The 25,796-nt window shown below is 69.5% G+C and carries 17 protein-coding genes and 1 pseudogene; 9 read left to right on the top strand and 9 right to left on the bottom strand.

The window, feature by feature from the left end; genetic code table 11:
* Window positions 1-186 precede the first annotated feature (186 nt).
* A complete protein-coding gene (locus IPN47_21620) occupies window positions 187-1,482 on the top strand; it encodes a ribonuclease D (protein ID MBK9410597.1) in 1,296 nt (431 codons plus the stop codon).
* A complete protein-coding gene (locus IPN47_21615) occupies window positions 1,475-3,211 on the top strand; it encodes a family 10 glycosylhydrolase (protein ID MBK9410596.1) in 1,737 nt (578 codons plus the stop codon). Before IPN47_21620 ends, IPN47_21615 begins: the two co-directional genes overlap by 8 nt.
* A 3-nt stretch (window positions 3,212-3,214) precedes the next feature.
* Here the strand turns inward: IPN47_21615 and IPN47_21610 are convergent, their stop codons facing one another.
* Window positions 3,215-3,670, bottom strand: coding sequence for a metal-sulfur cluster assembly factor (locus tag IPN47_21610; GenBank protein MBK9410595.1), 456 nt, complete (start codon window positions 3,668-3,670; stop codon window positions 3,215-3,217).
* Window positions 3,671-3,797: 127 nt separating this feature from the next.
* Entirely contained in the window at window positions 3,798-5,327 is a 1,530-nt protein-coding gene (locus IPN47_21605) for a serine hydrolase (GenBank protein MBK9410594.1), read from the bottom strand.
* Window positions 5,328-5,632: 305 nt separating this feature from the next.
* On the opposite strand from IPN47_21605, the gene IPN47_21600 reads away from it, so the two are divergent.
* From IPN47_21600 to IPN47_21590, 3 genes are all read left to right on the top strand, one after another.
* Complete coding sequence (locus tag IPN47_21600; protein MBK9410593.1) at window positions 5,633-6,208, top strand: sigma-70 family RNA polymerase sigma factor; 576 nt, start codon at window positions 5,633-5,635, stop codon at window positions 6,206-6,208.
* Window positions 6,189-6,878 (top strand): hypothetical protein, encoded by a 690-nt coding sequence (locus IPN47_21595; protein ID MBK9410592.1) that lies wholly within the window; start codon window positions 6,189-6,191, stop codon window positions 6,876-6,878. The genes IPN47_21600 and IPN47_21595 overlap by 20 nt, the downstream gene beginning before the upstream one ends.
* Window positions 6,879-6,954: 76 nt before the next feature.
* Window positions 6,955-8,151, top strand: coding sequence for a PDZ domain-containing protein (locus tag IPN47_21590; GenBank protein MBK9410591.1), 1,197 nt, complete (start codon window positions 6,955-6,957; stop codon window positions 8,149-8,151).
* A 23-nt stretch (window positions 8,152-8,174) separates the two neighbouring features.
* Here IPN47_21590 and IPN47_21585 read toward each other — a convergent pair whose 3' ends face one another.
* Window positions 8,175-8,990: a matrixin family metalloprotease gene (locus tag IPN47_21585; GenBank protein MBK9410590.1), complete on the bottom strand. Its 816-nt coding sequence runs from the start codon at window positions 8,988-8,990 to the stop codon at window positions 8,175-8,177.
* Between the two features lie 15 nt (window positions 8,991-9,005).
* Window positions 9,006-9,923 (bottom strand): alpha/beta hydrolase, encoded by a 918-nt coding sequence (locus IPN47_21580; protein MBK9410589.1) that lies wholly within the window; start codon window positions 9,921-9,923, stop codon window positions 9,006-9,008.
* Window positions 9,924-10,192: 269 nt separating this feature from the next.
* Here IPN47_21580 and IPN47_21575 point away from each other — a divergent pair, with 269 nt between their 5' ends.
* Window positions 10,193-10,879, top strand: a complete 687-nt coding sequence (locus tag IPN47_21575; protein MBK9410588.1) for a spermidine synthase — start codon at window positions 10,193-10,195, stop codon at window positions 10,877-10,879.
* 15 nt (window positions 10,880-10,894) lie between these two features.
* On the opposite strand, the gene IPN47_21570 is transcribed toward IPN47_21575, so the two are convergent.
* On the bottom strand, window positions 10,895-13,207 hold the full coding sequence (locus tag IPN47_21570; protein ID MBK9410587.1) for a CocE/NonD family hydrolase: 2,313 nt from the start codon (window positions 13,205-13,207) through the stop codon (window positions 10,895-10,897).
* Window positions 13,208-13,329: 122 nt separating this feature from the next.
* A complete protein-coding gene (locus IPN47_21565; GenBank protein ID MBK9410586.1) occupies window positions 13,330-13,857 on the bottom strand; it encodes a Uma2 family endonuclease in 528 nt (175 codons plus the stop codon).
* A gap of 177 nt (window positions 13,858-14,034) precedes the next feature.
* On the opposite strand from IPN47_21565, the gene IPN47_21560 reads away from it, so the two are divergent.
* Window positions 14,035-14,727 (top strand): ZIP family metal transporter, encoded by a 693-nt coding sequence (locus IPN47_21560; protein MBK9410585.1) that lies wholly within the window; start codon window positions 14,035-14,037, stop codon window positions 14,725-14,727.
* Between the two features lie 28 nt (window positions 14,728-14,755).
* Window positions 14,756-15,499, top strand: coding sequence for a ZIP family metal transporter (locus IPN47_21555; GenBank protein ID MBK9410584.1), 744 nt, complete (start codon window positions 14,756-14,758; stop codon window positions 15,497-15,499).
* Window positions 15,500-15,593: 94 nt separating this feature from the next.
* On the opposite strand, the gene IPN47_21550 is transcribed toward IPN47_21555, so the two are convergent.
* Together IPN47_21550 and glgB are read right to left on the bottom strand one after the other, a co-directional pair.
* Complete coding sequence (locus IPN47_21550) at window positions 15,594-16,658, bottom strand: NADH:flavin oxidoreductase/NADH oxidase (protein ID MBK9410583.1); 1,065 nt, start codon at window positions 16,656-16,658, stop codon at window positions 15,594-15,596.
* Between the two features lie 789 nt (window positions 16,659-17,447).
* A pseudogene (gene glgB, locus IPN47_21545) lies at window positions 17,448-19,358 on the bottom strand (1,4-alpha-glucan branching protein GlgB).
* Between the two features lie 482 nt (window positions 19,359-19,840).
* On the opposite strand from glgB, the gene IPN47_21540 reads away from it, so the two are divergent.
* A complete protein-coding gene (locus IPN47_21540; GenBank protein ID MBK9410582.1) occupies window positions 19,841-20,095 on the top strand; it encodes a hypothetical protein in 255 nt (84 codons plus the stop codon).
* On the opposite strand, the gene IPN47_21535 is transcribed toward IPN47_21540, so the two are convergent.
* Window positions 20,092-25,796: hypothetical protein (locus IPN47_21535; GenBank protein MBK9410581.1), on the bottom strand; the 5,705-nt coding region annotated here is incomplete at its 5' end. The genes IPN47_21540 and IPN47_21535 overlap by 4 nt on opposite strands.

The raw sequence follows: 25,796 nt of genomic DNA, 5'->3' as shown, positions 1-25,796 counted from the left end.
GCGCCCCCGCGCGATGCGGTCGAGGGAGATCGTCTGACACGACGGGGGGTGAGCCGCTGAATCGCCGGAGGGCGCGCCGCCGCCAGGCGGCGGCACGAGCCCTGCCTCGGGTGCTAGATTACTCGGCCAGACGCTCCTCCGCCGACTCCGCCAAGCGGAGACGGCCGCCGCTCCTGCAACTGACCAGTGACCGCTTCACGGAAATCCGAGCCCACGCGCCCACTTTTTCTCGACTCTCCCGAGGCCGCTGACCACTTCCTGTCGTCCATCGAGACGGCGCGGGTGTTGGCGATCGACACGGAGGGGGCGAGTTTCCACCGGTACGTCGACCGCATCTACTTGTTGCAGCTGTCGACTGACGCGCATCACGCGATCCTCGACCCGCTCAAGGTGGCGTCGCCGTCGCGGCTGGGGGCGCTGCTCGAGTCGCGCGACGTCGAGGTGGTCTTTCACGACGCCGACTACGACCTGCGCCTGCTGCACCAGGACTATGGCTGGCGGGTGACGAACATCTTCGACACGCGCGTCGCGGCCCAGTTACTGGGGATCAAGGCCTTTGGCCTGGCCGCGCTGCTCGACAGCTACTTCGGCGTGAAGCTGGACAAGAAGCACCAGCGGGCCGACTGGTCGATGCGCCCGCTCACGGCCGACATGCTCGACTACGCCGCGCAGGACACGATGCACCTGCTCGGCCTGCGCGAACGGCTGCGGTCGTCGTTGGAGCAGAAGGGGCGCTGGAGCTGGGCGCAGGAGGAGTTCAACCGCCTCGAGGGGACGCAGTGGCAGGCGGAGGAAGACGGATCGTCGTTCCTGCGACTCAAGGGCGCACGCGACCTCTCGCGCCGAGAGCTGGCGTTGCTGCGCGAACTCGTCGCCTGGCGCGATGGCGTGGCCAAGGGGCTCGATCGCAGCACCTTCCGCGTGGTGACCAACGACGTGTTGCTGGAACTGTCCCGGCGCTCGCCGCGCACCATGGAAGACCTGCGGAGCATCAAGGGGATCGGACGCGGGATCCTGGAGAACCGCGGGGGCGAGATCCTCGAGGCGGTGGCGCGCGGGCGCGCCGTCCCCGACGCGGATCTGCCGCGCTTTCCCAAGGCGCCGCGATGGGAGCGCGATCCGCACTTCGACGAGCGCGTCGCACGGCTCAAGCGTGTGCGGGACGAGGCGGCGGCCGACCTGGACCTGGATCCCGGTGTGCTCTGTGCGCGCGATCGCCTGGAGGCGGTCGCACGGGCCAAGCCGCGCCACATCGACGAGGTGCGCGAGATCCCCGAGTTGCGCGGCTGGCAGATCGAGCTGCTGGGGCCGGCCTTCGTGAAGTCGCTGCGCGACGTGCCGAACGGTGAGTCCGGTGCCGCCGGTGCCGTGACCGCGGCCGCGGCATCTGGCGCGTCGACTCCTGCCGCGAAGCCCAAGGCGGCGGCCGGGTCGGAAGCTGTCACCGGCGACGACGAGGGCTCGCCGTATCGGGATGGCTGAGGTGGTGGGGGCGGGACAGGCCGTGCGCCCCACCGTGTCCGTGAACCGTCGGCTGCGCGCCGGCGTGCTGGTGCTGGTGGGGGTGCTGGCGAGCGTCGTGGCCCGACCCGCCGTGGCGCAGGACGATGCCCCGCCCTCGCGGGGATTGCCGTATGCCCCGTTAGGCGGCGACCCGTCCGCCGATACCATCGCGCCGCCCTTGCCGCGCGAGTTCCGCGCCGTCTGGGTCGCCACCGTCACCAACATCGACTGGCCGTCGCGTCCGGGGCTCCCCGTCGATTCGCAGAAGACGGAGCTGCTGGCCATCCTCGACCTCGCCGCGGCGGTGCGCCTCAATGCGGTGATCTTCCAGGTGCGCCCCGGGGGCGACGCGCTGTACCAGTCGCACCTCGAACCATGGTCGTACTTCCTTACCGGCCAGCAGGGCAGGGCGCCGCAGCCGATGTGGGACCCGCTCGCCTTTGCCGTGGCGGAGGCGCACAAGCGCGGGATGGAGCTGCACGCCTGGTTCAACCCGTATCGCGCCGGTCACCCGCGGGACACGACGGGCACGAAATCGCCGTTGCACCTGTCGCGCACGAACCCGGCGGTGGTGCACCGATACGGCCCCTACACCTGGATGGATCCGGGGGAGGCCGTCGTCAGGCGCAAGACGATCGACGTGGTCGTCGACGTGGTGCGACGCTACGATGTCGATGGCGTCCACATCGACGACTACTTCTACCCGTACCCCGAGCGCACGCGGCGCGGGCGCGAGATCCCGTTCCCCGACGAGCGCTCGTGGCGTGCCTACAAGGCGCGCGAGGGCACGCTCTCCCGCGACGACTGGCGCCGCCAGAACGTCGACCAGCTCGTACAGGAACTGTACACGGCCATCAAGCGCGCCAAGCCGTGGGTGAAGTTCGGCATTTCCCCGTTTGGCATCTGGCGCCCGGGCTACCCGGAGTCGGTGCGCGGCTTCGATGCCTACGACCGGCTGTACGCCGACTCGCGCAAGTGGCTCAACGAGGGGTGGGTCGACTACTGGACGCCACAACTCTACTGGAAGCTCGGCGCCCCGCTGCAATCGTATCGCGACCTGCTCGCCTGGTGGCGCGCCGAGAACCGCCTGGGGCGCAACCTGTGGCCCGGCAACTACACATCGCGTGCATCGGCCCGGCGCAGCGCGCCCTGGCCCGTGGACGAGCTGCTCGACCAGATCCGCGAATCGCGCGCGCAGCTGTCGCCCAGCAGCGGCAACGTCCACTTCAGCATGGATGCCTTCAAGGTCGACCGCGATTCCATGAACGCGCGACTCGCCAGCGGCCTCTATGCCGAGCCGGCGCTCGTCCCGCCGTCGCCGTGGCTGGCCAGCGGCATCCCCGACGCCCCGGTCGTCGTGCGCGTCCCGCAGCCGCGCATGGTCGAGTTGGACATCACGCGCCGCGACGCGCCGATGGTCGAGGCCCCGCCCCCCGGCGTGCGCCGCCCCGCCGGCACCCCACCGCCACGCACGCCGTCCGACCGCACCGCGTCGTCACCGGCGTACTCCACCGTCCTGAGCGTGCGCGAGCCGCACTGGTGGGTCATCCGCGCCCGCTATGGCGATGCGTGGTACGCCCGCGTCGTCCCCGCCGCTCAGCGAACCGTCCGCCTCCCGCTCGACATGACCGATGCCCCGCCGTCGATGATCGCCGTCACCGCGGTGGATCACGCGGGGCAGGAGTCGCTGGCGGCCGTCGTGCGCTAGGGCTCAGAACCCCAGATACGCCCTGACGCGCGGCTCGATGCGATCGGGGGTCCAGGGGGGCGACCAGACGAGGTTCACCGCCACGGTGCCGATCCCCTCGATCGCCTTCAGCTGCCGTTCGGCGTCGCCCATGATCTCCGGTCCCGACGGGCACCCCGGCGAGGTCAGGCTCATGTCGATCGAGACATCGCTTCCTTCGACGGCGATGTCGTAGATGAGCCCGAGGTCGAGGATGTTGAGGTTGAGCTCGGGATCCTTCACTCGGCGCAGCGCGAGCTTCACCTGATCGGCGGTGATCGCCGAATCCGCGGCGGCGTTAGGCGTTCCCTCGGCAGGCGCTCCCTCGCCAGACACGCTGGCGACAGGCGCGACGGCGTCGCCCTCACCGCCGAAGGCGGCCGGGGGAGCAGAGGGCGCTGGGGTGGTAGGAGCAACGTCCACGTCGCCGGAATCCAACATCGGTCATCCTCGAAAGAGCGTCAGCAAGATCGGCGATCGTGCCTATCCCGATCAAGCCGTTCGGGAAGAATCCCCGAAAAAGAAGAAGCCGCCCGGAGGGGGGCGGCCTGGATTCGCTCAGGGTCGGCTACTTGCCGGCCGCACTCCCGCTCGTTCGTTTCGCGATCGGTCGGCTCTTGCTGCTCGACGACCTCGTCGAGGCCTTGGCTCCACTCCGAGAGGCGGACGCGGTCGGTCGCACCTTGCTGGCCGCGCTGTTGGATCTGGTCGTCCTGGCGGAGGGCTTGGCGCTCACCTTGGGCTTGACCGAGCGCTTGGCGCCGCTTTTCGAGCTGCGCGCCTTGGACGACTTGGCGCCGCGCGCCTTGGAAACGGCCCGGCCCGACTTGCTGCTCGATGCCTTGGCCCGGCTGCTTCTCGAACTCCGACGCGAGCGGCGGACCGACTTGTTCCACCCGTCCGCGCGGTCGGCGCGGAAGGAGGCGGGCATGTTCAGGATCTGGTCGGAGTCCTCGACCGAGAGCGCGGCGGCGTCGGCGAGGTCGGCGCGCACGTCGGCGATCACCTTCGACGGGCGACGGGCGCGAGCGGCGTGGACGCGGTTGGTCAGCAGGACGACGAACATCTGCCGGTCGGGGTCGATCCAGATCGAGGTCCCCGTGTAACCGGTGTGGCCATACGCGGCCGACGTGAGGTACTCGCCCGAGCCACCCTGGCCCTCGGCGGTATCCCAGCCGAGGGCTCGCGTCCCCGCGGTACGCCGCGTGAAGAGCGAGACGGTGCTGTCGGAGAAGATGCGGACGTCGTCGTAGACGCCGCCGTTGAGCATCATCTGGGCGAAGACGGCGAGGTCTGCCGCGGTGGAGAAGAGCCCCGCGTGGCCGGCGACGCCGCCGAGGGCGAAGGCGTTCTCGTCGTGTACTTCACCACGCAGCGGATATCCGCGGGGCGGTGCGACCTCGGTGGGCGCGATGCGATGACGCACCGAGTCCGGCGGATTGTAGTACGTGTCGTTCATCCCGAGCGGCTTGAAGACGCGCTCGGCGAGGAAGGTGTCGAGGCGCAAGCCGGCGACGGATTCGACGACCCATCCGAGGACGTCGGCTCCGAGGTCACTGTACACGAAGCAGGCGCCAGGCTGGCACGCGAGTGGCGTGTTGATGACGACTTGCTTGGCTTCAGACGGCTTGGACGTCATCCGCCACAGTTCGCGACCGGCCGGGAGCCCGGAGCGGTGCGTGAGGAGATGACGGACCGTGACCAGTTCCTTGTTGCCGCCGGAGAACTCGGGGATGTACGTCGAGACCGGTGCGTCGAGGTCGAGGCGCCCTTCGTCGAAGAGGATCATCGCCGCCGTGGTGGTCCCGATGACCTTGGACAGGGAGGCGAGATCGTAGATGGTATTGTCGGCGTTGACCTCGGGGGAGGCCGAGGTCCATCCCAGGTGGCCGAAGCCCTTCTGCATCACGGCGGCTCCGCGGCGTCCGATCACGACTGAGGCGCCGGGGTATCCTCCAGCAGTGATGCCGCGACGGACTACGCGATCGATGGTCGCCAGACGCTCGGCGGACATCCCCATCGAACGCGGCGACCGCAGCGGGAGCTTCTCCGCTGTGGCAGCGAGCGTGACGAGGGCGAGTGCCAGATGAGCGACCACGGACGACTCCTTCGCAAGGGACTATCGCAGCGACGATCGAACTGGCGATAGCGTATCGGACCGCAAAGGCTACACCACGCGCGCTTTACGGTTCGTATCGAGAATACAAAGTTGTCTAGGTTGTTGCAAGGTAGAGAGATCCGTTACTCTACCTCATGTACGTTCTCGTTCAGGGGCCGTTTGGAGCCGCGAGCAGGCCGGACGACAACGCGCAAACTGCGTCCTTCGCTGCGGACGGGAATGCCCAATTGGGTAGGCGCGTAAACCCACCGGGGAGCGCCATGTGACGAAGTAACCAGAACGCCATGGCCACCGATACCACCCTCATTCAGCGAGCAATCGACGGGGATGAGCGGGCGATGCGACAGCTTTGGTCGCAGCACGCGCCGCACATCGACGCGGTCGTGCGTCGCCTGGTGGGGAATGCGGACGATGCGGTGGACATCGCGCAGGAGGTCTGGATCCAGATCTTCCGGGCCCTGCCGACCTACCGGGGCGATTCGCAGTTCGGGACGTGGGCGCACCGGATCGCGGTCAACCGAACGCTCAATGCGCTGCGGCGCACCCGTCGACTGGCCAAGATCGAAACGGACATCGAGGAGGACACCGCCTCGGTGGAGCACGGAAGCGAGCGAGCCCTCCTGGCCGCTTCCATCGAAGACGCCGCTGCTCGGCTATCGCCGGGGGCGCGGACCGTCTTTCTCATGCACGATGTGGAGGGATACACGCACGAGGAGATTGCCACCGCGCTGGGCATCACGGCTGGTGGCAGCAAGTCGCAACTCTTCAAGGCGCGCGCCAAGCTGCGCAAGTTGTTGGCGCACGTCATCGATGGCTTCAGGTCTGACACGGATCGGGAACATGCTGCACCTGCCTATTGAACGTCTGGCCGAACTGGTTGACGGGGGCGCGACCCCTGCCGAGCGCGAGCACCTGCTCGTCTGCGTGAGTTGTGCGCGCGAACTGGAGGCGTATCGCCGGTTGGTGGTGATGGCGGGCGACGAACACCGCCGTATCGCGCCGCCGCTCACCGACTGGGACTCGTTAGGATCGCGCCTGCGTGCCGAGGGGCTGGTGACCTCGGGCGTCGAGGCCGCCACGGGCGCGGCGCCGGTACGCCGGCGGCCGAACCCGGTCCTCGAGGTGATGCGTCGGGCGGCCGCGGTGGTGGTGCTCGTTGGCGGCGGGGCGGTGCTCGGGCGCATGACGACGGGGATGCCGGTGGTCGATGCCGTGGCGTTCCGCCCCAACGCGCCGATGCAGGGCGATCTGGCGGCGTCGCCCGGTGCCGCGCCGACCACGCTCGCCGGCAATTCCGGCGAGGGCTTCGCGACCTCGCAGGAAGCGCTCGCGTCGCTCGACCTGGCGCAGCGGCAGTACGAGCAGGCGGCCACCGGCTGGCGTCGCACGACACGAGCTCCTCGGAGCTCGCCCCGGAGCAATATCGTACGCGCCTCGCCGCGCTGGACCGCACCGCGCAGACGATGCAGGAGGCCATGCGCGATGCGCCGTCCGACCCGTACATCAACCAGTACTACCTGGCGACGCTGAGCGCTCGTGAGCAGACGCTGCGGCGGCTGGGGACGACGCTTCCGGTCGGCAACCGGCTGGGGAGCTTCTGATGGACATGACCGCACGATCCCTCACCGCGCACGTCCGCGCGCTCGCGCCAGCGGCCCTCTTGCTGCTGACGGTGGCACCGGCGGTGGCGCACGGGCAGTCGCGCCGGGTGGTGGTGCGCGAGGTCTCGCCGTTCGAGCAGGAGGTCGACCGCCTGGTGCAAGAGCTCCTGCAGAAGAAGCGCACCTCGCTGGCGCTGCTGGGCAACCTGCAGGAGTTGCAACTGGCGATGCGCAATGACGCCATCGCCGAGGCATCGCGCGGGCAGGCCGAGACGGCTGTGCGGCAGATGCGCGCGCGCTTGGCTTCGCTCGAGAGCGACGGGGGGCGCATCCAGCGCCGGCTCAACGACATCTGCGCCGCCGACCGCAAGCCGCAGGGGTGGGTCGGGATCTACTACTCCGCTTCGGCGAGTGCACTCCGTGAAGGCGACGGGCGCCTCGTCATGCGCTTCGTCGACTATCCCGACATCGAGTCGGTGGAGCCGGGGTCGCCGGCCGACAAGGCCGGGATCCGGACCGGTGACCGCATCATGGCGATGGCCGGGCGAGACCTGCGCGACGCCGAGATCGACTTCACCCCGCTGCTCAAGCCAGGGACGCGCATCCCGTTCCGGGTACGGCGGGGGGCGGAGAGCAAGCTGCTCACGGTGACGGTGGAGCCGCGTCCCGATGGCTTCTCCACTCCCTGCCCCTGGATCGACGAGCGCATCGCGGCGGCGATGGCGCCGATGCAGATGGTGGTGACGGTGACGACCGAGCAGGGGACGACGGGTGGTGCAGTGGCTGGGGCGCCTCGCGTGGTGGTGCAGCGGGTCGCGCCCGCTCTCCCGACCCCCGGCACGCCCCCGACCCCGGTCGTCGCGCCGACGTCGCCCACCGCGCCGTTGCCGCCGCTCCCACCCATGGGGAACGGGGTGGGCGCCTCGCAGGTCGTCTTCGGAGGTGCCCAGTTCGTGACGGTAGGGCCGGAGCTGGCCGAGGCGTTAGGCGTGGAGCGGGGGATGCTCGTCGTCACGTCCGGGCGCGGGTCGCCGGCCGACCAGTCGGGGCTGCGCGCGGGCGACGTCCTCCTCTCGGTCGATGGCCAGGCGCTCTCCTCGCCGCTCGTCTTCCTGCAGGCCGTGGAAGAGTCGACGCGTCACGAGGTGCGGTTGCAGCTGCTGCGCCGCCGCAAGCCGATGACGCTCACGCTCAAGTGGTGACGCGGGGCGCGCGCCCCAGCTGCCTAACGCGCTGAGGCGCGGGCCCCGCCGATCGGACCGGCGGGGAGGAGATAGAGGAGCTGCGCGGTGGCGCGGTCGGCCGGGGAGAGCGTCTTGACGCGCACGCGCGGCGTCATGATCGACGTCGTGTCGGTCGTGTGATCGAGCCCGATCAGGTGTCCGACTTCGTGCAGCGCGATGGCGCGCGTGGCGGCGGTGTCGAGCGCTTCGCCCGTGCGGTGGTGCACGGCGAGGACGATGTTGGCCTCGAGGATCGACCAGCGATCGTCGTGCGACCAGAGCGTCTTGCCCGAGATGGGCTCGTGGAAGCGATCGATCCAGGTCACGCGCACGTCGGCGGTGGCCGAGTCGAGGACGAAGGAGAAGTTGAGCGGGACCCCGGCCTCCCCCCATTCGATGAAGGCGTCGCGAACGATCGGGAGCGCCGTGGGCGTCCAGTCGCGCACGCGGGCGAAGGGCTGGATCCAGATGCGCAGCGGCTGGCCGCCGCGATCGGGCCAGCGGGCGAGCGCCGAGTCGTGCGCGGCGAGGACTTCGCCGATGTAGGTCCCCGCGCCGGAGACCTCGAGGCGGCTGCGCACGTCGGCGAGCAGACGCTCGCGATCGCGTGCGGCCCTGGAGGCGGGGGAGCTGCGTCGTTCGCGGCGGGCGTCCCGGCTTTCGCTGTCATCATCGGCCGGGGTCGTCGAGGCGTTGGCCCCCGCCGACCGCACGACGTGGCGTGCCCCGCCATTGCCATGCATGGCGTACGCTTCCACGCCGACAAAAGCGGCGAGGACGCTGAGAACGACGGCGAAGATGAGATCCAGACGCTTCATGAAGTTCGACGCTTGCTACGCGCCGCCGAGGAACTGTTCCACCTGACCGAAGAACGCCTCCGGGGCTTCCCAGAACGGCATGTGCCCCGCACTGGGAATGTTCGAAAGTCGCGCCTTCGGCAAGAGGGCGACGAGCTCCCGGGCCACCGATGGTGGGAGAAGATCGTCCGCCCCGTGAAGGACGAGCGCTTCCACTTGCACGGCACGTACCAAGGTCGACCAGTCGTATCCGTCGCGCCGGAGGCGGGAGGCGATGGCGGCGCCGGTGCGGCTCTCACTGCGCGGTGGGACAAAGAGTTGCGCCATTTCGGGGTCCGCAAACCAGGCGGGGTACATGGCCCGCGAGTAGGCGGATTGTGCCGCTGGATCGCCGGTGAGGAGCGTCACCGGGTCGATGTGCTGCAACACCGCCCGCTGCGCCGCCGCGAGCCGGGCCAGGGCCGCGTCGTGCAGTTGGGGGAGCCAGCTCTCGCTGCGCGGGCCGACCGAATTCACGAGGACGAGCCGGCGCACCCCCTCCCGGTCCTGCTCGGTCCCCAAGACCGCAATTCCACCCCCCCAGGAGTGCCCGAGCACGTCCCAGCGGCGGTAGCCGAGCGCCGTTCGAAGCGCTCCCAGGTCTCCCGCGTCGTGTTCGATCCGGGCCGCCTTTTCGCCCGGAGGGGCACTGCTCTCGCCCCGTCCGCGCTGGTCATAGAAGATCAGCTGCCGCCGTTCGGCGAGCGGGGAGAGGGCGGGCCAGAGGAGCTTGTGCGAGAAGAGGAGGCCGCCGTTGACGCACACGAGCGGGGGGGCGCCGTGGACTTCGGGGGTGGTGAAGACGGCGAAGTCGAGCCCGCGCGCCTTGATGCGGAGGTGGTGGAGCCGCGGCGTTCGCGGGAGCGAGCGCCGGAAGGCGATGAAGCGTTCGCGGGCGGAGAGAGGCGACGACATACCTGTAAAGTAGGCGCGGAGCGGAACGCTATCGTCTGGTGACCGGTGGCGATAAGTTCGCGCTGCACCTTCTGCACGTCGATTGCCCGACCCCGCCGCCGGCGCCAGGACGCCCTCCCGCGCGCCGCTCCACCGCCAATCTCTCCGGGGCCCGACGTGCCGCCGCACCCACCTCACCTGCCGACGCGTTGTTGGCCCTTCGTCACGTCGCAGGTCATGTCCAGCAACGGAATCCGCGTGCTGCGCGAGCGGTCGACGCCGCGGTTACGATGAAACCCACCGAGCGACTCGCCGAGGCTGCCGCGCCCGACGGCACGCGCCTGACCCTGCTGCGTCATGACGGCGCCTACTACATGAGTGCCGACGGTGTGGAGCTGATGTCCACGCGCCGCTCCAACTCGGAAGTGCACCTCGCCGAGCTCGCATGCACTCCCGTGGCCGATCGTCCGGCGGCGCGCGCACTGGTCGGTGGGCTCGGCTTCGGCTTCACCCTGCGCGCGGCGTTGCGCCTCCTCGCCCCGGACGCCACGGTGGTGGTCGCCGAGCTGCTGCGCGATGTCATCGATTGGAACCAGCACCCTGAGTGGGGAGAGGCGCTCGCGGGCGCGACGTTGCGCGACCCGCGGGTGCGCCTGCATCACGGCGACGTGCGCGATGTGCTGCGCGAGAGCCCGGGTGCCTTCGATGCCATCATGCTCGACGTCGACAACGGTGCCGAGCCCTTCACCACGGCGGGGAACGCGGGGCTCTACGGCGAGGCCGGACTCCGGGAGACCGCGGCGGCGTTGCGCCCGGGCGGGGTGGTCGCGTGGTGGTCGGTCGGGGAAGACCGACGATTCGAAGCGGCGGCGCGCCGGGCCGGACTCACCGTCACCTCCCATCGCCGCCGGGTGCATGCAACAGCGAAGGCGTCGCACGTCATCATCACGGGGCGACGCGAGGGAGGCGGACCGTAGCGGCGCGACCGGGGCTCACGGCCTCGGCAGGACCGGGAGCACGATGTGACTGGGCCACGCTGCCGCGTGGTGAATCCCCATGCGCCCCTTCACCGTCCGCGTCACCCGCCCTTCGTCTTCGCCCGTGTTGGAGTTGGGGAACGTGTAGTTCGCCATGGCGTTCATGACCGCCACGCGGATGCGATGCCCCTTCCTGAACGTGTTGGCCACCCCCTTCACCCCGATCCGGTAGCGCACCACCTGCGTCGAATCGCCGCTCAGCAGCTCCTCGCGCGCGAAGTTGTCACCGCGCGCGCGATACTGCGCGTCATCGAGATTTCGGAAGCGCGCGCGTACCGTGCCTAACGTCAAGCGGTTCGATCGCCCGGCGGGGTCGACGTCGGCGAGGTGCACCCACCAATCGGTGTCCTTCACGTCGGCCGACGCGTGCAGCTCGACGAGAATGTCGCCGGCGATCGTGAGGTCGGCCTGGAGGGGGGCCGAGGTGAAGGTCACCACGTCGTGGCGCACCTCGAGGTCTTTCATGTCCCACTGGAAGGTCTGCACGTCCTCCCACCGCTGCATCTGCTCGAAGGACATCCAGTTTGGGACCGGGTCGGCGGGGTCGTATGTGTAGCGATCGACCGGCTCGTCACCGAGCGGCGCGTCGCGCGTGAGCGTCCCGCTGGTGATGAGGCGATTGGCGCGTCCATCGCTGTGGAAGTACCACCGTTGCGGCGTTGCCTCTGGCGGCGGCCACGCGCTCGCCGTGCGCCAGCTGTTGTCGCCCAGGACGAAATACTCCACGCGCTGTTCGGTCGCCGCGTTCTTCATCCCCTTGAGGTGCGTGTCGTACCACATCTGCTTGAGGAGCCAGACGTCGTCGCGCAGGGCATCGAGGCCGTAGTCGTAGCCGTTGAGCGCGCGGTCGGCGTTGTAGCCGTGCTTCCAGGGGCCGAGCAGGAGTCGCTGCGGCGCGGTGCCGATGCGTTGCATCAGCGACCAGTTGCTGAGTGTTCCCGGGAGGTCGTCGTCGAACCACCCGCTGATCTGGAAGGTCGAGAGTTCGGGGCGGATTGGCGCGCGATGCCAGTCCTGCGCGCGCCAATAGCCGCCGTTGGACGACGCCAGCACCTGGTTGTCCCAGTTGGGGAGCGATTTCCCCGTCCCGAAGTCGTCGAGGTCGACGAGCGGACGGTGCGCGAGCACCTCGGACCAGGTGCGAGTGGGGAGCAGGGGGCGCTCGTGCATCCAGAATTGGTAGAACGCCATTCCGACCAGCAGCCCGCCGCCGACATAGGGCTGGTCGGCGAACGCGGTCCCCATCGAGACCTCGGGGACGAGGCACTTGAGCGCCGGATTGCCGCTCATCGCCGCGGTCCACTGCGTGTAGCCGAGGTACGACCCGCCCTGCATGCAGATCTTTCCGTCGCTCCACGGCTGGCGCGTGATCCACTCGAGCGCCGCCTTCCCGTCGGCGGGTTCGTGCACCATCAGCTCGAGTGCTCCCTCCGACCGCGCCTCGGGGTCGGTGTAGCTCGTTCCGCGCGTCGCCTGCAGCACCACGGCGTAGCCGCGCGCCGCGTACTGCCAGTAGACCGAGACGAGCCCGGTGATCCCATAGGGCGAGCGGACGAGGATCGTCGGAAAGGGGCCCGTCGCCTCCTCGGATGGGAGCAGCACGAGCGTCGCCAGGCGCACGCCGTCGCTCATCGGGACCATCTGTTTCCCGACGTGGCGATAGCCGTAGCGAGCCGGCGAGACGCCGGACGATTGCCACTGGCCCACCGTGGTGAATCGCTCGTCGCCGCGCCTGACGAGTACGACGTCCATGCGAGGATCGATCGCCGCGACCATGTGATCGCGTGCGTCGATGACGAGATCCATGGGATTCGTCGCGCCGCGCCGGTTCCAGCGGGTGGCGGTGCTTGTGGGACGAGTCGCCGAGTGCAACTCGCGCGTGCGCTCGTAGAGCGTCGAACGGTCGGGCCAGTCGACGACGTCGTGCGTCGCCCAGTCGCGTCGCTCGATGTCGGCGATGCGGGGGACGACGTCGCGAAGCGCACCCCACAGACGGAAGGACGTGTCGGCGGCGAGCGCTGCGGCGCTGGCGGTCCGAGCCGCCGACCACCGATTCGAGGCGAAGCCCTTCTTGCGGATGCTCCACGTGGTGGCAGCGCCGTTCCCCGAGCGCTCGAGGGTCGCGACGTGGACGCCGGCGATGTAGGCGTCGTAGGTCGAGCGTTGGGCCACCAGCATCGCGGGCGAGGTGGCCACGATGCCGAAGAAGAGCGCGGCGAGGCGTGCCACGCGGCGCGGGCGACCGAGGACGGGGCGCAGACCGGGCATGATGGTGGGTTGTGGTGGAGCGGATTCGAACCGCTGTTCGGAGTTGGGCATGTGCGGGGTGGGGGGGCCCAAGGTGGCGTGTCCTCGCCGTCCGTGGCGGGACGCGTTAGGCGATGCCTCGCCTAGCGGAACACCTCTGCCATCGGGCACCGAAACCCTGGAAAGACGTCCTCCCCATCGAGCGCACCATCGATTGGGGTGATCGCCACGGTGCCACCGGCGCGATGGACCCGGCCTTCGCGCCGCGCTGGATCGATCACCCAGACGAACGACGCCCCGGCCTCGAGCCAATCCCCAATCTTCGACAGCAGCTCACCTGGGCTATCGCCGGGTGCGACGATCTCGGCCACGAGGTCGGGCGTCATCCGGGCGTAGCCGCGCGGCGGGATCTCTGCGGCGCGCGCTGTAGGCACGAACGCCACGTCCGGTGCGCGCACGCTGTCGGGATTGGAAGCGATCTGAAAGCCGGTGTCCTGACTGAAGACGGAACCGAGGTCGTGCTGGTAGACGTGATGTCCGATCAGATATGCGAGTCGAGCCGCGACGCGGCCGTGAAATGAGCCTGGCGGCTCGCGCACGACGAGATGCCCACGCACGAGTTCCGTCGACTTCCCCGGGAGATCCAAGGCCAGGATCTCGTCGGCGGTCATGAGCGGCTGGGCATGGAGTGGCATGGTCATAGTATTCAATTCCTCGGCGGGAGTCCGCAACTCGGCGCTCGGGAAGGTCGCGCCCAGGTGACAAGGGCTCGTCATCATTCTGTTGCAGACGCAATCCGTCGCCGGGCACGCGTGGCGCCGAAGGCCTCGCTCGCCTACCGTTCCCATATGACGCTGAACACCGTCGCGCTGTACGCCGCCCTCGCCGCCGCCGCCGCGGGACTCGGGCCCATCCTTTCGCGCGTGCAGGGACCGGAAGACCGTTTCGTAGGACTCGCCAACGCGTTGGCCGCGGGGATGATGCTGGGGCTCGCGTACCCGCTCATGCGCGACGGGCTCGACGCGGGGACGGTCAGTGCGACGATTGGTGCGTCGGCAGCGGTGGTGGCGCTCTTTCTCGTGCACGTCTGGTTCGAGCTGGACGGCGGCGAGGCGATCTCGCCGGTGCGAGCGCTGATCGGGGCGTCGGTGCACTCGGCGCCCGAAGGGCTGGCGTTAGGCGTGGCCTGTGCGGTCGACGCGCGCTTCGGCGCGGTGGTGGCGTTGACGTTGGCGCTGCACAACGTGGGCGAGGGGATCGCCCTGTCGTCGTACCTGGTGCAACGGGAGAAGCGACTGCGCGCGGTGGCCGCCGCGGCGCTCTCCAACCTTCCGCAGATTGCGCTCGCGATTGCCGGTTTCGTGCTCGCCGAGGCGCGCCCCGAGTTGCGGCCGGCCCTGCTCGGGGGGGCGGCCGGCTCGCTCATCTACTTGTCGCTCGCCGACCTCCTCCCGTCGGGATACCATGTGGCGGGGCGGCAGGCGATCAGCGTGGTGGTGATCGCTGCCACGAGCATGGTCGCCTTCGTGGGAGCCTTGTGATGGCGCGTCACTGATGGGTGCTTCCGAGATGTTCGCCGAGCACCCGAGCGTGCTGGTCTTTCTCTACGCGTTGCTGACGGCGCTGGCGACGGCGTTGGGGGCGATCCCGTTCGCCTTCATCCGCACGGTGTCGAAGCGGGTGGTGGGCTACTCCAATGCGTTGGCGGCGGGGTTGATGCTGGGCGCGTCGTTCGGGCTCATCGTCGAGGGGGCGCGCACGCGCGGCGGGGCCACGCTCATCGGGGTCTTGTTAGGCGTGATCTTCATGCTGCTGGTGCAGCGTTTCATGGGTGACCACGAAGGGGAGACGGAGTTCCTCGGTGCGCGTGGCGTGGGGGCGAAGAAGATGCTCCTGATCATCGCGGTGATGACGGTGCACTCGTTTGCCGAAGGGGCAGCGGTCGGTGTGTCGTTCGGCGGCGGGGAGTCGCTGGCCACGGCGATCACGCTGGCCGTCGCCGTGCACAACATCCCCGAGGGGTTGGCGATCAGCGCGGTGATGCGCCCGCAGGGGGCGTCGATCCTGTCGTGCGCGTGGTGGAGCTTCTTTTCCTCGATCCCGCAGCCGCTGGCGGCGGTGCCGGCCTATCTCTTCGTCGAGAAGTTCTCGGCGACGCTGCCGTATGGGCTCGGCTTCGCGGCGGGGGCGATGATCTTCATGGTGCTGGTGGAACTGTTGCCCGAGGCGTACGAGCAGGAGTCGTCGCGCGGGATTGCCGCGGCGGCGACGCTGTCGATGCTGGGGATGCTGGCGGTGCAACGGTATTTGTGATAGGCGCGCCGGCGGGCCGTTCGGGCCCGCCGCGAGCGAGAGGGCTCGCTCGGTCGGGTCGATGGCGCCGATTCTCGAGGCGCGCCGTGATCGCCTAACGTGGTTTCGCCCGCTCGTATTGCCTGGGCCAGGTGATCTCCTGCCCGAGTTCGCGCGCGGCCTGCAGCGGCCAGCGCGGCTGACGCAGGAACTCGCGCGCCATGAGGACCAGGTCGGCGTCGCCGTTCTCCACCACCTGCTGTGCCTGCGCGGGGGTGGTGATGAGGCCCACGGCGCCGGTGGCGATCCCGGCCTCGTGGCGCACGCGGCGAGCGAACGGGACCTGGTAGCCGGGGGCGACCGGAATCTGCTGGCTGGTCGCGAGCCCGCCTGACGAGCAGTCGATGAGGTCGACGCCGACAGCTGCAAGCTCGCGCGAGAGCTGCACCGTCTCGTCCGCATCCCAGCCGCCGGGGACCCAGTCGGTCGACGAGAGGCGCACGAAGAGCGGCAGGTCGGCTGGCCACACTTCCCGGATCGCGGCGACCACCTCGTGCGTGAGACGAGCGCGATTGGCGAAGGAGCCGCCGTACTCGTCGGTGCGCTGGTTGGCGAGCGGGGAGAGGAACTCGTGCAGCAGGTAGCCGTGCGCGGCGTGCAGCTCGATGACCTGGAAGCCGGCCTCGTGCGCGCGCCGAGCGGCGTCGCGGAAATCATCGATGACTCGGCGGATGCGCTCGTGCGTGAGTGCGTGCGGCTGCGGATAGTTGTCGGCGAAGGGGATCGCGCTAGGTGCCTGGACGTCATCCCACCCGCCATTGGCGGGCGTCACGCGCCCGCCCCCTTCCCACGGCCGCGCGGTGCTCGCCTTTCGACCGGCATGCGCCAGCTGAATCCCGCTGGCCGCCCCCTGCGCGTGGAGAAACTCGTTGATGCGGCGCAGGAACGGGACATGGGCATCGTCCCAGATCCCGAGGTCGTGCGGCGAGATGCGTCCCTCGGGGGTGACGGCGGCCGCCTCGCTGAGGACGAGACCGGCGCCGCCGACAGCGAAGGCGCCAAGGTGGACGAGGTGCCAGTCGTTGGCGAAGCCATCGCGACTCGAGTACTGGCACATCGGCGAGACGACGACGCGGTTGCGGAGGGTGAGGCCGCGAAACGTGATCGGGGTGAACAGCATGACGAAGCGGGGCGACGGGTCGTGGGTGGGAGCGGGAAATCTATCGTGCGCGGCCACGAGGGGATGGGGCCTGCACGACCGGGCCGGCGCGCATGGACCGGCACGAGGCCGGCGAAAACGATCGAGCCCCTGCCGTGGCAGGGGCTCGACGTGCCTAACGGGTCGGCACCGGTGTCAGCGCTTCTTCTTACGCGAGCCTGGTGCCGGTGGCGTACCGGTATCGGCGTACGGCGAGTCGGTCGTGTCGGCCTTGGACTTCGCTGCGCCGCGGGCGGACGTCGAGCCCTTGCTCGGTGGCTGCTTCGTGGACGTCTTGGCCGACGCGTCTCCCTTCGCCTTCTTGCTCGAGGCGGGCTTGCCGGTGGTAGCCTTGCTCGCACCCCCTGGCTCGGCGGACGTTGCGGTGGGCGTGCTCTTGCGCGCGGCAGGCTTGCGACGCGAAGGCCTGGGGGCGGGACGCTCGGTCTCCGTCCGAACGACTTCCGCTTCGGGAATCTCGTCGAGCGTCTCGCCTGGGACGTCCTCATCCATGACCGCCACCTCGACGACGACCTCGACGTCGTCGTGCGACGCCAGCTCGGCGTCGATCGAATCGACCGACTCCAGGGCGTCGAGCGCTTCGACGACACTCAGCACCTCGAGCGCGTCGACCACGTCCTCGGCGCTGACGACCTCGCGGACCTCAGCCTCCCCGTCGATCGGGGCTGCGTCGAGCGGATCGATCCCCATGATGTCGGCGAGTGCGTCCGGCGCTTCCTCGAAGTCGACCGCAGCCGACGGCACGGGGACCATGCGGAAGAACGAGATCGAGAGCGGCGGGAGCGTGAGCGTGACGGAGCGCTCGCGCCCGTGCATCGACGACTCCTCGGTGAAGACGCCGCCGAGGTTCCCCCATCCCGAGCCACCGTAGATGGTGGCGTCGCTGTTGAGCAGCTCGTCCCAGCGCAGGCTCTCGGGAACGCCCACGCGGAAGCCACGTCGTGGCACCGGGGTGAAGTTGCACACGCAGAGCACGGCGCGCGACTTGTCTCGGTTGTAGCGGAGGAAGCTGACGATGCTCTGTTCGTTGTCGTTGCAGTCGACCCACTCGAAGCCGGCGGGATCGTTGTCCAGCTCGTGCAGCGCCGGCTCCTCGCGATACAGCCGGTTGAGGTCAGCCACCCACTGCTGGATGCCGCGGTGCTCCGGGCGCTGCAACAGGTGCCAGTCGAGCGAGGCGTCGTGGTTCCACTCGCGATACTGGCCGAACTCACAGCCCATGAAGAGGAACTTCTTCCCGGTCTGCCCATACTGGTAGCCGAGCAGCAGTCGCAGGTTGGCGCGCTTCTGCCAGTTGTCGCCCGCCATCTTGTTGATGAGCGACCCCTTCCCGTGCACCACCTCGTCGTGCGAGATGGGGAGGACGTAGTTCTCCGCGAAGGCGTACATCATCCGGAAGGTGATCTTCTGGTGATGGTAGCGGCGGTAGATGGGGTCCTGCGCGAAATAGGCCAGGGTGTCGTGCATCCACCCCATGTCCCATTTCATGCCGAAGCCTAACCCGCCGAGGTAGACGGGGCGGGTGACGAGCGGCCAGGCGGTGGAGTCCTCGGCGATGGTCTCCGTGTGCGGGTGCTCGCGGTAGACGCTCTCGTTGAGGCGCTGCAGGAAGTTGATGGCCTCGAGGTTCTCGCGGCCGCCGTACTGGTTGGCGATCCACTCGCCGTCCTTGCGGGAGAAGTCGAGGTACAGCATCGACGCGACGGCGTCGACGCGCAGCCCGTCGGCGTGGAACATCTCCAGCCAGAACACGGCGTTCGAGCGCAGGAAATTCTGCACCTCGTATCGCCCGTAGTTGAAGATGTAGCTCCCCCAGTCGGGCTGGTGTCCCTTGCGCGGGTCCTCGTGTTCGTAGAGGTGCGTGCCGTCGAAGTACGACAGCCCGTGCGCGTCGGTGGGGAAGTGCGACGGGACCCAGTCGAAGATGACGCCGATGCCGTGCTGGTGCAGCGTGTCGACCAGGAACATGAGGTCCTGCGGCGTGCCGTAGCGCGACGTGGCGGCGAAGTAGCCGCAGACCTGGTAGCCCCACGAGCCGTAGAACGGGTGCTCCATCACCGGCATCAGCTCCACGTGGGTGAAGCCCATGCGGGTGACGTACTCGGCGAGCATCGGGGCGATCTCGCGGTAGGTCAGCGAGCGATTGCCCTCCTCGGGGACGCGCATCCACGAGCCGAGATGGACCTCGTAGATCGACATCGGCCCGTTGAGGGCGCGACGCGTGCCGCGCTGCTCCATCCAGTCGCCGTCGTTCCAGTCGTAGTCCAGCTTCCACACGATGGACGCGGTGCGCGGCGCCACTTCGCTGTGGTAGCCGTACGGGTCGGTCTTGTCGGCCGTGTAGCCGCCGGTGCGACCGACGACGTGGTACTTGTAGTGCGTGCCGTGTCCCACGCCGGCGATCCAGAGCTCCCAGATCCCCGACTGCCCGTGCAGGCGCATGGGATGGGCGTGACGGGACCAGCCGTTGAAGTCACCCATCACCGAAACGGACGCAGCGTTAGGCGCCCAGACGGCGAAGTAGGTGCCCTGGACGCCATCGGCCACGTGGGGGCGCGACCCGAGAACGTGATGGGCGTGGTCGAGCGTCCCCTCGCTGAAGAGGTGGACGGTGGTGGCGTCGAGGAGGGAGATATCGTGCCGGAGTCGATGCTCGGACATTCGAGAGGTCGGTTTGGGGGGGGGCCGGCGAGGCGGCGTAAACGTTTCCCGCGCCACGGCCGGAGCCCTAACGTACCGAATCACGCTGCTCCGCCGCCAGCGTTTACAGGTGTGAAGGGATGTCAATGCCCAGCCCGCGATCCGTAAAGCTTGGCAAAGACCTCCGTGCAGGGGATCACGGCCGACACTCGTGGCCGCCATGCGCGATGGCCGGCGCCCGCGCGTGCCCTCGCGCGCGTGCCCTCGCGCGCGTGCCCTCGCGCGCATGCCGGCGCGCGTGCGGGGCCCGTGCGGTGCCCGTCGGGGCGTCGATGGAGGGCGTGGTGCGTCAGGGCGCCTCGAGCGCGCGGTCGGCCGCGGCATCGCCTCACCGCCGCGGTACACCCTACATCTTTAGTGAGGGACGCACGGCACCGAGCGATCGTTCGGTGCGCGCTGCCACCCCGGGCGCGACGCGTCGTGCCCTGATGCCCGGAGGCACCATGTTGGAACCATCCTCACAGCTCAATCGCCTGCAGGCCCGTTTCGACCGCCTGGCCAGCGGAGTGGACAAGAGCGGATCGAGTTGGCTCGCGCACACGGCCATCCTCGATCATCTCGCGGCGAGCCGCACCCGGGCCGAGGCCGCCGGGTGGACGGCGTGCGACGTCGAACGGTTGGGCGGTATGGGCCGGCTGCGCCTGGTGGGGGTTGCCCCCGGCCAGCCCCTGCGCGGTGAATTCCCCGAGCCGATCTAGCGGAGCGGCTCGACCGACGGGCTCACCAGGACGACGTGTCGTTGCCCGTCGTCCTGCAGGTGGATGATTCCGTCAGGTGCAAAGACCCCGTCCACGCGCACGTCGCCACCCAGCCGTTGCACGGTCCCGGGAAAGCGGACGGTGATGTCGTAGGTGGCCGACCCGAAGCGATAGGCGATGCCGTACTCATTCCACGCCATCGGCACCCGCGGTTCGAGGCGTAGGGTGTCGCCCTGTTTGGTGAAGCCGAGGATCGTCTCGAGCGCGACGCGATACATCCAGCTCGCCGATCCGGTGTACCAGGTCCACCCGCCGCGTCCCAGCTGCGACGGCGTCGTATAGACGTCGGCGGCGACGACGTACGGTTCGACCTTGTACGTTGCGGCATCGGCGGCGGTCGCGGCATGCGTGAGCGGGTTGAGCATCTGGAAGAGCTCGAAGGCCCGATCGCCCTTCCCACGCAATGCCGTCGCCATCACGCCCCACAGAGCGGCATGCGTGTACTGCGCCCCGTTCTCGCGCACGCCCGGGAGGTAGCCGCGAATGTAGCCGGGATCGTGCGTCCCGCGATCGAACGGGGGCGTGAGCAGCGGCATGAGGCGCGCGGACTCATCGACGAGTTGTGTGTCGAGCGCCTCCATCGCCATCACCTGTCGCGCCTCGGTGCCGGCCCCCGAGATCACGCTCCAGCTCTGGGCAATGGAGTCGATGCGGCACTCTTCGCTGTCCGACGACCCGAGCGGCGTGCCATCGTCGTAGAAGGCGCGCCGGTACCAGTGGCCGTCCCAGCCGTGGCGTTCGATCGCGTCGGCATAGGCCACCGCCTGGCGCCGCATGAAGGTCGCCTCGTTGCGATCGCCGCGCGCGTCGGCCAGTGGTGCAAAGGCACGCAGCGTCTCGATGAGGAACCAGGCGAGCCAGACGCTCTCGCCGCGCCCCTCGGCGCCCACCCGGCTCATGCCGTCGTTCCAGTCTCCCGTGCCGATGAGCGGGAGGCCGTGCGACCCGGTGGTGCAGGCGCGGTGCAGTGCACGCAGGCAGTGCTCGTACACGCTGCCATGCTCGTCGGTCACGGTCGGGAGGTCGTAGACCTCGTGCTCGTGCGGTTCGAGGGGGCGCATGCGGAGCCACGGCACGTACGCGTCGAGCACGGTGGCGTCACCGGTCACGCGGATGTAGCGCTCGACGACGTAGGGGAGCCAGGCGAGATCGTCGGAGAAGCGGGTGCGCACGCCACGTCCGGTGTGCGGGTGCCACCAGTGTTGCACGTCCCCCTCGACGAACTGCCGCGCCGCGGCGCGCAGGATGTGGGCGCGTGCGATGGCCGGCTCGGCGTAGACGAAGGCGAGCACGTCTTGCAGCTGGTCGCGGAAGCCGTAGGCACCGCTGCTCTGGTACACCGCGGTGCGTGCCCACATGCGACAGGCGAACGCCTGGTACAGCGTCCACGTGTTGACCATGGCGTTGAACGCTTCGTCGGGCGTGCGCACGGTGACGACGCCAAGTCGCGACGTCCACGCGTCCCCGGCTGCCGCGGCGGCGCGTGCGGACGCCCCCGTCGGTCGCAGGCGGTCGATGACCTGTCGCGCCGCGTCTTCGGTGGGTGCGGCACCGAGGAGGAAGGTGACCTCTCGTGAGGCGCCGGGGGCGAGATCGACCGTCAACTGCAAGGCCCCACACGGATCGAGGGCGATCCCCGCCACGCCGTCGAGCGCGTCGTGCAGGAGCGCCGCGGGGTGCATGAGGGTGCCGTTGCGCCCGAGGAACGACGTGCGGTCCGCGGTGAAGCTCGCCACCGGCGCCGACGTCGCGAGAAAGGCGGTCCACCCGGCGAAGTATGGGTCGAAGTGATTCTGGGCGAAGATGGCGTGCTGCTCATGGACGAAGCGCGTGTGCACGCGCGACTGCGCGTCCTCGCGCCGCGCGCCGAGCGTCCATTCGACGTACGCGGTGACGACCAGTCGCCGGGGGCGCGCCGAGTGGTTGGTGATGCGCAGCAACGACAGCTTGACGGCATCGTCCGGCGGTGTCGACAGCTGCAATTCGGTCGCGATGCCGCCGTGCTCGTGATCGAAGGTGGAGCGGCCCGGGGCGTGGCAGACGCGGTACCGCCCGTCGTGCGGGACGGGGGCGGGCGTGGCGCTCCAGAGCGCGTCGCTGTCGGCATCCTGAAGGTAGATCACGTCGCTGATGGGATCGGCGACGGGGTCGTTATGCCACGGGGTGAGGCGGAAGAAGTGCGCGTTCTCCGCCCAGGTGCACCCCGCGCCACGTTCGGTGACGATGAAGCCACCGGCCGGGTTGGCGATGACGTTGGCCCACGGTGCGGCCGGGAGGTGGCGGTGGTCGACATGCATGTGGTACGCATCGCGTGCATCGAGGCCGCCGATGCCGTTGTCGAACCGGAGTGGCGGTAGCGGCGGGGCTCCCTCGGCGCCGCCGTCGGCGGCGCGCGGGAGGCGCGCTGGCAGCGGGCCGATGAGGGGGGCGACGAGCGGGCGCAGCGCGGAGACGATGGAAGCGAGGACGTCGACGCGAGGGAGCTGGGCGATGAAGGGAGGGGAGAGTCGGCGGTCGATGCTGGCGACGGCGTGACTGGCGCGTGTCCCTCCATCGGCACTCGCGCGTGCCTCGGCGGCCGCGAGGACCCTCGCCAGGGTGCGCCCGTCGCAGCTCACGTGCATGCGCGCCGAGGCCGAGAGCATGAGGTACTCGTTCGGCTGCATCGTGTCGCGTCGTCGCACGAAGACGCCGCCGGGGACATCGGTGAGGGCGGCATCGTTGGCCAGGACCATCGCTTCGCCAATGGCATCGCGCAGCGCCTGCAGATAGTCGTGCGGCTGTGCGTTGATCACGACGAGGTCGACGGCGAGTCCGCGACGGCGCCAGTAGCGATGCGCCTCGAATAGCTCGCGCAGCGTCGGGAGCCCGTCGAGCGCGTCGATCGTCGCGAGCACGATGGGGAGGTCGCCGGGGATCCCGTGCGTCCAGAGGAGGGGTTGCGAGCCGCGGTTGCGGCGCAGCTCGTCGAGTGGCGGGGCCAGCGAGCCGCCGCGATACAGCAGCTGCGTGGCGAGGTCCTGGAAGGCGGCGGCGCTTGCCGGGGAGATGCCGAGTTCACGCAGCTCGATCTGGGTGGAGGCCCACGCGAGGTCGAGGGCGCGCTGCGCGGCATGTGAATCGTGATAGCGGTCGGCCAGGGCGAAGGCGGCGGCCCGGCTTTCGGCCACTAGCGTCGTGAAGGCCACGCTGACGGATTGACCCGGGGCGACGCGCACGCGCGTGCGCAGGGCAAAGATCGGATCGAGGACGGCGCCGGTGGTCCCAGAGAGCGGGCCGTCCTGCTCCAGGGCGATCGGGTTGCGCAGCGAGCGCCCGCGGCCGAGGAAGCGGGCGCGATCGGTCTCGCAGCTGACGGCGCCGATGCGATGGGGGCCGGCATCGACGATGTGCACGCACCAGAGCCGCGGGTCGTCGCTGGAACGTGGGCGGCGTGTGGCGGTGATGGCCGTACACCACTCATGCCACTCGGTCTCGACGAAGAGGTTGGAGAACGAAGGATGGGACCGGTCCGCGTCGGGGGTGGCCATCACGATCTCGCCGTACGACGTGAGCTCCACGTCATGCGATTCGCGCCCGGTGTTGGTGATCGTCACGCGGCGCACCTCGGCGGCGTCGGCGGGGACGACGGTGATCTCGGAATGCGTCTCGAGGTCGCCGTCGCGGCGATGCATGGCGACGCGATCGAGCGCGAGCGAGGTGCGGCTCCAATCGGCGGGGGCAGCGACGGGCTGGTGACCGGACGACCAGACGCGCGCCGACGCGATGTCCTTGAGGTAGCAGTACTGCCCGAGATCGTCGCGCGTCCCGTCGGCGCGCCAGCGCGTGACGGCGAGCGAATCAAACCGACTGTACCCACTCCCGTTGTGGTTCAGCATGACGGTGTACGGCGGGGAGCCGAGCAGGGCGACCCGCGGTTCCGTCGCGATGGAAGCGCCGACCTCGCGCACCACCGGGCGTTCACCCTCCAGCGCGGGACGCGCATCGTCGGGGCGTGCCGACTGCGCGCCTTGCAGCACGAGGCGGCGTGGCACGCGCTCGTGCAGGAGCAGTTCCGCCGACTGCACCATGGTGTCGCCGTGAAAGCGCTCCTGCCACACGTCGTCCAGCAGCACGTTGGTGAGCGCGACCAGCGACATCCCGACGTGATGCGCCATGTGCGTGCGCACCAGGGCGAAGCGGTGCCCAGCGGTGGGGCGCGTGAAGTCGAGGGCGTCGAAGAAGCCGTAGTCGCCTAACGCGCCCAGCGCCTCGAGGGCGCGCAGGTTGCCCAGCGCGCGCGGGGGGTCGATGAGGGCCCCGAGCACCGTCGCGTAGGGAGCGACGACGAGGTCGCGCCCCAGCCCGCGTTGCAGCGCGAGGTCGGGGACCCCGAAGGCGCGATACTGGTACGTCTGCTGGTGGTCGCGCACGTTGTAGGCGCTTTCGCTCACCCCCCACGGCACGTCGCGGGCGCGGGCGTAGGCCATGTGACGCGCGAGCGCCCCGTGGTAGGTCTGCTCGAGGATCGTGTTCGCCAGCGAGCGCATGACGAGCACCGGCATGAGGTACTCGAACATGCTCCCGCTCCACGAGACGAGCGCGGTCTGTCCCCCGGTGCGGTTGAGCGAACGCGACAGGCGAAACCAGTGCTCGATCGGGACGTCCTTGCGGGCGATGGCGACGAAGCTGGCGAGTCGGGCCTCGGAGGCCAGCAAGTCGTAGCAGGCGGCGTCGGGGGTGAACGAGTCGGGGTGGTAGCCGATGGTGAGGAGCTTGCGCGCGTCGTCGTAGAGGAAGGTGAAGTCCATCGCTGCCACGAAGTCGTACGCCTGCTCGGCCAGCCGCTGCAACCGGTCGGCGAGCGACGGCTCACGCGTGGCGAGCTGCAGGCACGCCTGCCGCAGCGCGATGAGGTGCCCCGCCATGTTGCCGCTGTCGACGGTGCTGATGTAGGGTGGGGCGAGGACGTGCAGGTCGTGCAGGTCGTACCAGTTGTAGAAGTGGCCGCGGTAGCGGGCGAGGGTCGCGAGCGTGGCGACGGTCTGTTCGAGTCGCCGCGTCATGTCGGGCGCGGTGATGAAGCCGAGGTCGTGGGCACTGACGGTCGCCAGCAGCTGCAGTCCGATGTTGGTCGGCGAGGTGCGCATCGCCACCACCGGCTCCGGATCGAGCTGGAAGTTGTCTGGCGCCAGCCAGTGCGTGTCGCGGCTGACGAAGCGGTCGAAGAAGTGCCAGTGCAGTCGCGCGTAGCGTATCGCCGCGTCGCGCTCCTCGCCCGCCAGCGTGTCGCGGCGCGGAACGGTCGTCTTGCCGAGGCGCGTGACCATCCACGGCGACGCGAGCCAGAGCAGCACGAGGCTCCCCACGGGGAGCGCCGCGGACAGGAACGACGCCGTCGTCGCGCCCGACGTGAAGTGGCGCCCAAGCGCGACGTAGGAGAGTGCGATCGTCCCGAGGCCGACGAACGCGGTCGACCAACGCATCGCCCGCCAGCTCTCGGCGCCGACGCTCCGGACGCTGCGCTCGGCCTGCGATGCCGATTGCCACGAGAGGAGGTAGCGGCGCGACACGAAGAGGCGATACAGCGTGCGGAGGATCGCGTCGGCGGAGAGCCAGGCTTGGTGCGGGAGGGTGGCGAGGGCCAGCGCGGCCTGCTGGG

The organism is Gemmatimonadota bacterium, from assembly GCA_016719105.1.
Lineage (GTDB): Bacteria > Gemmatimonadota > Gemmatimonadetes > Gemmatimonadales > Gemmatimonadaceae > SCN-70-22.
This window is presented reverse-complemented; position numbering and strand designations above follow the sequence as displayed.

What these genes read in the sequence shown, in the direction of transcription:
- IPN47_21615 (MBK9410596.1), top strand. Translation starts at nt 1,475, where the DNA reads ATGGCTGAGGTGGTGGGGGCGGGACAGGCCGTGCGCCCCACCGTGTCC.
- IPN47_21610 (MBK9410595.1), bottom strand. Translation starts at nt 3,670, where the DNA reads ATGTTGGATTCCGGCGACGTGGACGTTGCTCCTACCACCCCAGCGCCC.
- IPN47_21600 (MBK9410593.1), top strand. Translation starts at nt 5,633, where the DNA reads ATGGCCACCGATACCACCCTCATTCAGCGAGCAATCGACGGGGATGAG.
- IPN47_21595 (MBK9410592.1), top strand. Translation starts at nt 6,189, where the DNA reads ATGCTGCACCTGCCTATTGAACGTCTGGCCGAACTGGTTGACGGGGGC.
- IPN47_21590 (MBK9410591.1), top strand. Translation starts at nt 6,955, where the DNA reads ATGACCGCACGATCCCTCACCGCGCACGTCCGCGCGCTCGCGCCAGCG.
- IPN47_21585 (MBK9410590.1), bottom strand. Translation starts at nt 8,990, where the DNA reads ATGAAGCGTCTGGATCTCATCTTCGCCGTCGTTCTCAGCGTCCTCGCC.
- IPN47_21580 (MBK9410589.1), bottom strand. Translation starts at nt 9,923, where the DNA reads ATGTCGTCGCCTCTCTCCGCCCGCGAACGCTTCATCGCCTTCCGGCGC.
- IPN47_21575 (MBK9410588.1), top strand. Translation starts at nt 10,193, where the DNA reads ATGAAACCCACCGAGCGACTCGCCGAGGCTGCCGCGCCCGACGGCACG.
- IPN47_21570 (MBK9410587.1), bottom strand. Translation starts at nt 13,207, where the DNA reads ATGCCCGGTCTGCGCCCCGTCCTCGGTCGCCCGCGCCGCGTGGCACGC.
- IPN47_21565 (MBK9410586.1), bottom strand. Translation starts at nt 13,857, where the DNA reads ATGACCGCCGACGAGATCCTGGCCTTGGATCTCCCGGGGAAGTCGACG.
- IPN47_21560 (MBK9410585.1), top strand. Translation starts at nt 14,035, where the DNA reads ATGACGCTGAACACCGTCGCGCTGTACGCCGCCCTCGCCGCCGCCGCC.
- IPN47_21555 (MBK9410584.1), top strand. Translation starts at nt 14,756, where the DNA reads ATGTTCGCCGAGCACCCGAGCGTGCTGGTCTTTCTCTACGCGTTGCTG.
- IPN47_21550 (MBK9410583.1), bottom strand. Translation starts at nt 16,658, where the DNA reads ATGCTGTTCACCCCGATCACGTTTCGCGGCCTCACCCTCCGCAACCGC.
- IPN47_21540 (MBK9410582.1), top strand. Translation starts at nt 19,841, where the DNA reads ATGTTGGAACCATCCTCACAGCTCAATCGCCTGCAGGCCCGTTTCGAC.